The organism is Pseudomonas sp. RIT288 (assembly GCF_000631985.1).
Taxonomy (GTDB): domain Bacteria; phylum Pseudomonadota; class Gammaproteobacteria; order Pseudomonadales; family Pseudomonadaceae; genus Aquipseudomonas.
In genome coordinates, this window is record NZ_JFYN01000030.1 from 1 (window position 1) to 7198 (window position 7198).

The 7198-nt window shown below is 59.3% G+C and carries 7 protein-coding genes; 2 read left to right on the plus strand and 5 right to left on the minus strand.

Annotation, left to right across the window (positions count from 1 at the left end; all coding sequences use genetic code 11):
* From BW33_RS18790 to BW33_RS18805, 4 genes are all read right to left on the minus strand, one after another.
* On the minus strand, positions 1-1434 hold the full coding sequence (locus BW33_RS18790) for an NAD(P)(+) transhydrogenase (Re/Si-specific) subunit beta (RefSeq protein ID WP_047600416.1): 1434 nt from the start codon (positions 1432-1434) through the stop codon (positions 1-3).
* The gene (locus tag BW33_RS18795) at positions 1434-1754 is read right to left on the minus strand and encodes an NAD(P) transhydrogenase subunit alpha (RefSeq protein ID WP_003220416.1); all 321 of its coding nucleotides are present in this window, start codon (positions 1752-1754) and stop codon (positions 1434-1436) included. The genes BW33_RS18790 and BW33_RS18795 overlap by 1 nt, the downstream gene beginning before the upstream one ends.
* Before the next feature lie 15 nt (positions 1755-1769).
* On the minus strand, positions 1770-2891 hold the full coding sequence (locus BW33_RS18800; protein WP_047600418.1) for a Re/Si-specific NAD(P)(+) transhydrogenase subunit alpha: 1122 nt from the start codon (positions 2889-2891) through the stop codon (positions 1770-1772).
* Between the two features lie 434 nt (positions 2892-3325).
* Entirely contained in the window at positions 3326-4225 is a 900-nt protein-coding gene (locus BW33_RS18805) for a LysR family transcriptional regulator (RefSeq protein WP_047600419.1), read from the minus strand.
* Positions 4226-4382: 157 nt separating this feature from the next.
* Here BW33_RS18805 and BW33_RS18810 point away from each other — a divergent pair, with 157 nt between their 5' ends.
* Both BW33_RS18810 and BW33_RS18815 read left to right on the plus strand, forming a co-directional pair.
* On the plus strand, positions 4383-5564 hold the full coding sequence (locus tag BW33_RS18810; RefSeq protein WP_003220420.1) for an acyl-CoA dehydrogenase: 1182 nt from the start codon (positions 4383-4385) through the stop codon (positions 5562-5564).
* Between the two features lie 13 nt (positions 5565-5577).
* A complete protein-coding gene (locus BW33_RS18815; RefSeq protein WP_047600421.1) occupies positions 5578-6798 on the plus strand; it encodes a CaiB/BaiF CoA transferase family protein in 1221 nt (406 codons plus the stop codon).
* Positions 6799-6975: 177 nt separating this feature from the next.
* Here the strand turns inward: BW33_RS18815 and BW33_RS30260 are convergent.
* Positions 6976-7198 (minus strand): hypothetical protein (locus BW33_RS30260; RefSeq protein ID WP_236645227.1); only part of this gene is annotated, 223 nt, incomplete at its 5' end.

The following is a 7198-nucleotide window of genomic DNA, read 5'->3' on the forward strand; positions in this document are numbered from 1 at the left end:
TTACTCGACCGCCTTGACCATATCTTCGATGACTTTCTTGGCGTCGCCGAACACCATCATGGTCTTGTCCAGGTAGAACAGTTCATTGTCCAGACCGGCATAACCGCTGGCCATCGAGCGCTTGTTGACGATGATGGTCTTGGCCTTGAACGCTTCGAGAATCGGCATGCCGGCAATCGGCGATTTCGGATCGTTCTTCGCGGCCGGGTTGACCACGTCGTTGGCGCCGAGCACCAGCACCACGTCGGCCTGGCCGAACTCGGAGTTGATGTCTTCCATCTCGAATACCTGGTCGTAAGGCACTTCGGCCTCGGCGAGCAGGACGTTCATGTGGCCTGGCATACGACCGGCCACCGGGTGAATCGCGTACTTCACGGTCACGCCACGATGGGTCAGTTTCTCGGTCAGCTCTTTCAAGGCGTGTTGCGCGCGGGCCACTGCCAGGCCGTAACCCGGGACGATGATCACGGTGTCGGCGTTGGTCAGCAGGAAGGTTGCGTCGTCAGCCGAACCGGATTTCACCGGACGGGCTTCTTTCGCACCGGCAGGTCCTGCGTCGGCCGTATTGCCGAAACCGCCGAGCAGTACATTAAAGAAGGAACGGTTCATCGCCTTGCACATGATGTACGAGAGGATCGCACCGCTCGAACCTACCAGCGAGCCGGCGATGATCAGCATCGAGTTGTTCAGCGAGAAGCCGATACCCGCCGCCGCCCAGCCCGAGTAACTGTTGAGCATCGACACCACCACCGGCATGTCCGCGCCGCCGATCGGGATGATGATCAGCACGCCCATCACGAACGCCAGCGCCAGCATCAGCGCGAACGCGGCGAGGTTGCCGGTGAGCATGAAGGTCACGCCCAGCACCAGTGTCGCCAGACCGAGTACCGCGTTCAGCTTGTGCTGACCGGCGAACTGTACCGGTGCGCCCTGAAACAGGCGGAACTTGTACTTGCCCGAGAGCTTGCCGAACGCAATCACCGAACCGGAGAAGGTGATTGCACCGATCGCCGCGCCGAGGAACAGCTCCAGACGGTTGCCCGCTGGAATGGCGTCGCCCAGGTGTTTAACGATGCCCAGCGATTGCGGCTCGACCACCGCCGCAATGGCGATGAACACAGCCGCCAGGCCGATCATGCTGTGCATGAACGCGACCAGTTCCGGCATCTTGGTCATTTCGACGCGTTTGGCCATGATCGAACCGGCGGTGCCACCGATCAGCAGGCCGACGATCACATAACCGATACCGGCAGTCGCCAGCTCAGCACCGAGCTTATAAATGAGGCCGATGGTGGTGAGGATGGCCAGCGCCATGCCGAGCATGCCGAACAGATTGCCGCGCCGCGAGGTGGTCGGGTGCGACAGGCCTTTAAGGGCCTGGATAAAGCAGATCGACGCGATCAGGTAGAGCGTCGTGACGAGATTCATACTCATTACTTCGGCGCCTCTTCTTTTGCTTTCGGGGCTTTCTTCTTGAACATCTCAAGCATGCGGCGGGTGACCAGGAAGCCACCGAACACATTGACCGCCGCCAGTGCCACGGCGAGGGTGCCCATGGTCTTGCCCAGCGGCGTGACGGTCAGCGCAGCAGCGAGCATGGCGCCGACGATCACGATCGCCGAAATGGCGTTGGTCACCGCCATCAACGGCGTGTGCAGCGCAGGTGTAACGTTCCAGACCACGTGATAACCGACATAAATCGCCAGCACGAAGATGATCAGGTTGTAGATACCGGGGGAGATAAGCTCTTCCATCGTCTGAATCCCTGCTTAGGCGTTTTTGCGGATGACTTGGCCGTCGCGGCACATCAGGCACGCGGCGACGATGTCGTCTTCGAGGTTGACGTCGAACTGGCCTTCTTTGGTGAACACCAGCTTGAGGAAGTCCAGCAGGTTGCGGGCGTACAGCGCCGAGGCGTCTGCAGCGACTTCACCGGCGAGGTTGGTCGGGCCGACGATGGTCACGCCGTTCTCGACCACCACCTGATCGGCGACGGTCAGCGGGCAGTTGCCGCCCTGCGCGGCCGCGAGGTCGATGACCACCGAGCCCGGCTTCATCTGCGCCACGGTGTCTGCGCTCAACAGTGTCGGTGCCTTGCGGCCCGGGATCAGTGCGGTGGTGATGACGATGTCGGCCTGCCTGGCGCGTTCGTGCACGGCTTGGGCCTGACGCTGCATCCAGCTTGCCGGCATAGGCCGCGCGTAGCCGCCGACACCGACCGCGCATTCACGCTCTTCGTCAGTTTCGTAAGGCACGTCGACGAACTTCGCGCCGAGGGATTCGATCTGTTCCTTCACCGCCGGACGCACGTCAGACGCTTCGATCACCGCACCCAGACGTTTCGCCGTGGCAATCGCCTGCAACCCGGCCACGCCGGCACCCAGAATCAGCACGCGCGCCGCTTTCACGGTGCCCGCAGCGGTCATCAGCATCGGCATGAAGCGCGGATAGTAGTGCGCGGCCAGCAACACCGCCTTGTAGCCGGCAATGTTTGCCTGCGACGACAACACATCAAGGCTCTGCGCTCGAGAGGTGCGCGGTGCCGCTTCCAGGGCGAACGCGGTAATTCCGCACTCGGCCATTTTGGCGATGGTTTGGTTATTGAACGGGTTGAGCATGCCCACCAGCACCGTGCCGCGCTTGATCAGCGCCAGTTCGGCGTCGCTGGGGGCGACCACTTTGAGAATCAGCTCGGCGCCGAACGCATCGTTGGCACTGCCAATGGTTGCGCCCGCCGCTTCATAAGCACCGTCGACCACACTGGCATTAACGCCAGCGCCGGTTTGTACAGTGACCTTATGACCTTGGCTGATCAGCTTCTTGATGGTTTCCGGGGTTGCAGCAACCCGTGTTTCACCGGTCTGGGTTTCGAGAGGAACACCAATGTGCACGTCAAATCTCCTGCGTGATCTTATTGAGTAAACCCAGGCACTGCGGATGGTGCGACTGGGGCGGCCGATCAGCACGATCCCGCCAAATCAGGGCGGGGCGCGGCATTTTGCAGGCGAACTTTATGCCCTTCAAGGGATTATGACGGGTGACGGAAAATTAACTACAAGTCATCCCGTGACCGAATGTCGCAGGTGGCCAGTTGAATCCCTTGCAGGCCTTGCCTTGCAAGGATTCTGGCTGAATTTGAAAAAACTTCTCATCGGCGGCGTGAATAGGCCGTAATGAGTCGCGATTGGAGGCTCAAAGCCACGTCAGCAGGCGCTTGTGGGACGTCTGTACGACTTTCGGATACAGTCTGCGATTTTGCGACAAATACGTATATCTGTAGGGCTTTGATTTTCCTGACTACCGAGTTAGTAATCGCTGCAAGCCTTTACCCTTCTGGGTTGTAGCTGTTTGCCTGATTGACCAGCCAATCGCGAAAAGCCTTGAGTGATGCCGATTCGACCTTTCGCTCCGGAATCATCAGGTAATACGCCTTGATGCTGGAGAGGGCATTCGGGTTGGCAATCACCAAGCGTTTCTCGGCCAGTTCGCGCTGAATCAGAAACGGTGGAATCAGCGCGATCCCCATGTCGTGCATGGCCGCCTGGGCCAGCATGGAGAATAGCTCGTAGCGCGGGCCTGTCATGTCGCGAGGGATGTTCAGGTGCTGTGAGTTGAACCATTGGCGCCAGGCGTAGGGGCGAGTGGTTTGCTGCAACAGAGGCAGCTCGGCGATCTCGTCAGGAGTCAGATGTGTCCTGCTGCCGAGTAGGGTGGGGCTGCACACCGGCATCGGATTTTCGCCCATCAGTCTGTGGGATTCGGTACCTGACCAATCGGCGTCGCCGAAGTAGATTGCCGCGTCGAAATCAGTATCGGCAAACAGGAACGGGCGCGTGCGGTTGGTGAGGTTGACCGTCACTTCCGGGTGCTTGAGTTGGAAGTCCTTGAGCCGTGGCAGCAGCCATTGCGTGCCGAAGGTCGGCACCACCGCCAGTTCGATCACGTTGGTGCCTTGCTGGCCCATCACCGAGAGCGTGTCGCGCTCGACGGCGTCCAGTTGCGTGGCCACCCGACGGCTGTAGGAAAGCCCCGCCTCCGTCAGTTTCACTCCGCGTCGCGAGCGTCGGAACAGTTCCACACTGAGGAAGTCCTCAAGGCTGGCGATCTGTCGGCAAATGGCGCCCTGAGTGAGGGAAAGTTCTTCGGCAGCCTTGGTAAAGCTTTCGTGGCGCGCGGCGGCTTCGAAGCTGATCAGGGCCGTGGTGCTGGGAATCTTCCTGCGCATGTACGTCAATCTCACTAATGCGCCGCATAAAAGGCATTCAGCGACGTTTCGGAGTGAGAAATTAGCACAACAGGATGCGAAATCCTCGTTTGCCGCGCTGGCGAACCGGGCCTAGGATCAATGTCACGTTAATTCACCGATTTGCGAGGACACACTCATGGGCGGTAAAGCTAGCTTCAACTGGATCGATCCCCTGCTGCTGGATCAACAGCTCACCGAAGAAGAGCGCATGATCCGTGACACCGCGGCACAGTTCGCTCAGCAGAGCCTGGCGCCACGTGTGCTTGAAGCTTTCCGTCATGAAAAAACCGATCCGGCGATCTTCCGCGAAATGGGCGAAGTCGGTCTGCTCGGTGCGACCATCCCTGAGCAGTACGGTGGCAGCGGCCTGAACTACGTCAGCTACGGCCTGATCGCCCGTGAAGTGGAGCGAGTCGACTCCGGCTACCGTTCGATGATGAGCGTGCAGTCCTCGCTGGTGATGGTGCCAATCAACGAATTCGGCACAGAAGCCCAGAAGCAGAAGTATTTGCCGAAACTGGCGTCTGGCGAATGGATCGGCTGCTTCGGTCTGACCGAGCCAAACCACGGTTCCGACCCGGGTGCGATGATCACCCGTGCGCGCAAAGTCGACGGCGGCTATAGCCTGACCGGCGCCAAGATGTGGATCACCAACAGCCCGATCGCCGACGTATTTGTAGTCTGGGCCAAAGACGATGCCGGCGACATCCGTGGCTTCGTACTGGAAAAAGGCTGGAAGGGCCTGAGCGCACCGGCGATTCACGGCAAGGTTGGTCTGCGCGCATCGATCACCGGCGAAATCGTCATGGACAACGTGTTTGTCCCGGAAGAGAACATCTTCCCTGATGTGCGCGGTCTGAAAGGCCCGTTCACCTGCCTTAACTCCGCACGCTATGGCATCTCTTGGGGCGCGTTGGGCGCTGCCGAGTTCTGCTGGCACACCGCTCGCCAGTACACCCTTGATCGTCAGCAGTTCGGGCGTCCATTGGCCGCTACCCAACTGATCCAGAAGAAGCTGGCCGACATGCAGACCGAGATCACCCTGGCGCTGCAAGGCTGCCTGCGTCTGGGGCGCATGAAGGATGAAGGCACTGCGGCGGTCGAAATCACTTCGATCATGAAGCGCAACTCCTGTGGCAAGTCGCTGGATATCGCTCGCATGGCTCGTGACATGTTGGGTGGCAACGGTATCTCCGATGAGTTCGGAGTGGCCCGTCACCTGGTTAATCTGGAAGTGGTGAATACCTATGAAGGTACTCACGACGTTCACGCGCTGATCCTCGGTCGCGCGCAAACCGGTCTGCAGGCGTTCTATTAACAGGAGAGCGACCATGGGCGCGCTGTCGCATCTGCGTATACTGGATTTATCGCGCGTGCTGGCCGGGCCTTGGGCCGGGCAGATTCTCGCCGACCTTGGCGCCGAGGTGATCAAGGTCGAGCGCCCGGGCAATGGCGATGACACGCGCGCCTGGGGGCCGCCCTTCCTTAAGGACGCTTACGGTGAGAACACTAGCGAGGCGGCTTATTACCTGTCCGCCAACCGCAACAAGCAATCGGTGACAATCGACTTCACTCGACCCGAAGGGCAGCAGCTTGTGCGGGACCTGGCGGCGAAGTCGGACATCCTGATCGAGAACTTCAAGGTCGGAGGGCTGGCCGCCTATGGGCTGGACTATGAGTCGCTCAGAGCGATCAATCCGGATCTGATCTATTGCTCGATCACCGGCTTCGGTCAAACCGGGCCGTATGCCAAGCGTGCCGGTTATGACTTTATGATCCAAGGGCTGGGCGGGTTGATGAGCCTGACCGGTCGTCCTGAAGGTGATGAAGGTGCCGGGCCGGTGAAGGTGGGTGTGGCGCTGACGGACATCCTTACAGGCTTGTATTCGACCGTGGCGATTCTGGCAGCGCTGGCTCATCGTGATCACGAAGGTGGCGGGCAACACATCGATATGGCTTTGCTGGATGTACAGGTCGCATGCCTGGCGAATCAGGCGATGAACTATCTGACTACTGGCCATGCGCCGAAGCGTCTGGGTAATGCACATCCGAACATCGTGCCCTATCAGGACTTCCCGACGGCCGATGGTGATTTCATTCTTACCGTTGGCAATGATGGGCAGTTCCGCAAGTTTGCCGAGGTGGCTGGGCAGCCGCAGTGGGCGGACGATCCGCGTTTCGCGACCAACAAGCTGCGGGTGGCTAACCGCGCGGTGTTGATTCCCCTGATCCGTCAGGCGACCGTATTCAAGACCACTGCCGAATGGGTGGCGCAGTTGGAGCAGGCGGGCGTGCCGTGTGGGCCGATCAACGATCTGTCCCAGGTGTTTGACGATCCGCAGGTGAAAGCACGTGGGTTGGCGATAGAGCTCCCGCATGCACTGGCCGGGATGGTGCCGCAGGTAGCGAGTCCGATCCGGCTGTCGCAGACGCCGGTCGAGTACCGTCGTGCGCCTCCTTTATTGGGCGAGCATACGTTGGAGGTTCTGCAGCGGGTGCTGGGTCTGGGCACTGGCGCGGTGGAGGCACTCAAGGCTGATGGAGTGCTTTGAATATCCCCTCTATATAGAAGGAGTCGTTTTCCAGCCTATATATGGAGGGGTTTGTGTGTTTTTTAACCGATCTGTAAGTCGTTGAAAGAAAACTGAAATTAACGGTTGACGGCAGATTCAGGAAGTCTATAATTCGCCCCACTTCCGGCGCAGTCGAAACGGAAAACTCCTTGAGATTCAATGAGTTATGCGGTTTTCGGCGGCGGCCTGCTTCAGTTCATCGAGGCTTGGAAGGAGTTGAAAGCGCGGTGATGTTTGGCTCTTTTGACGGTTCGATCTTCTCGGTCGAAAGCGGAGAAAAAGAGGTGTTGACAGCAGCGTGTAACGCTGTAGAATTCGCCTCCCGCTAACGAGAGATCGGAAGCGCAAGTGGTTGAAGTTGTTGAAGAAATCTTCGAAA

Bases quoted from the DNA above. Each gene is read 5' to 3' on its own strand.
- BW33_RS18790 (WP_047600416.1), bottom strand. From the start codon at position 1,434: ATGAGTATGAATCTCGTCACGACGCTCTACCTGATCGCGTCGATCTGC.
- BW33_RS18795 (WP_003220416.1), bottom strand. From the start codon at position 1,754: ATGGAAGAGCTTATCTCCCCCGGTATCTACAACCTGATCATCTTCGTG.
- BW33_RS18805 (WP_047600419.1), bottom strand. From the start codon at position 4,225: ATGCGCAGGAAGATTCCCAGCACCACGGCCCTGATCAGCTTCGAAGCC.
- BW33_RS18810 (WP_003220420.1), top strand. From the start codon at position 4,383: ATGGGCGGTAAAGCTAGCTTCAACTGGATCGATCCCCTGCTGCTGGAT.
- BW33_RS18815 (WP_047600421.1), top strand. From the start codon at position 5,578: ATGGGCGCGCTGTCGCATCTGCGTATACTGGATTTATCGCGCGTGCTG.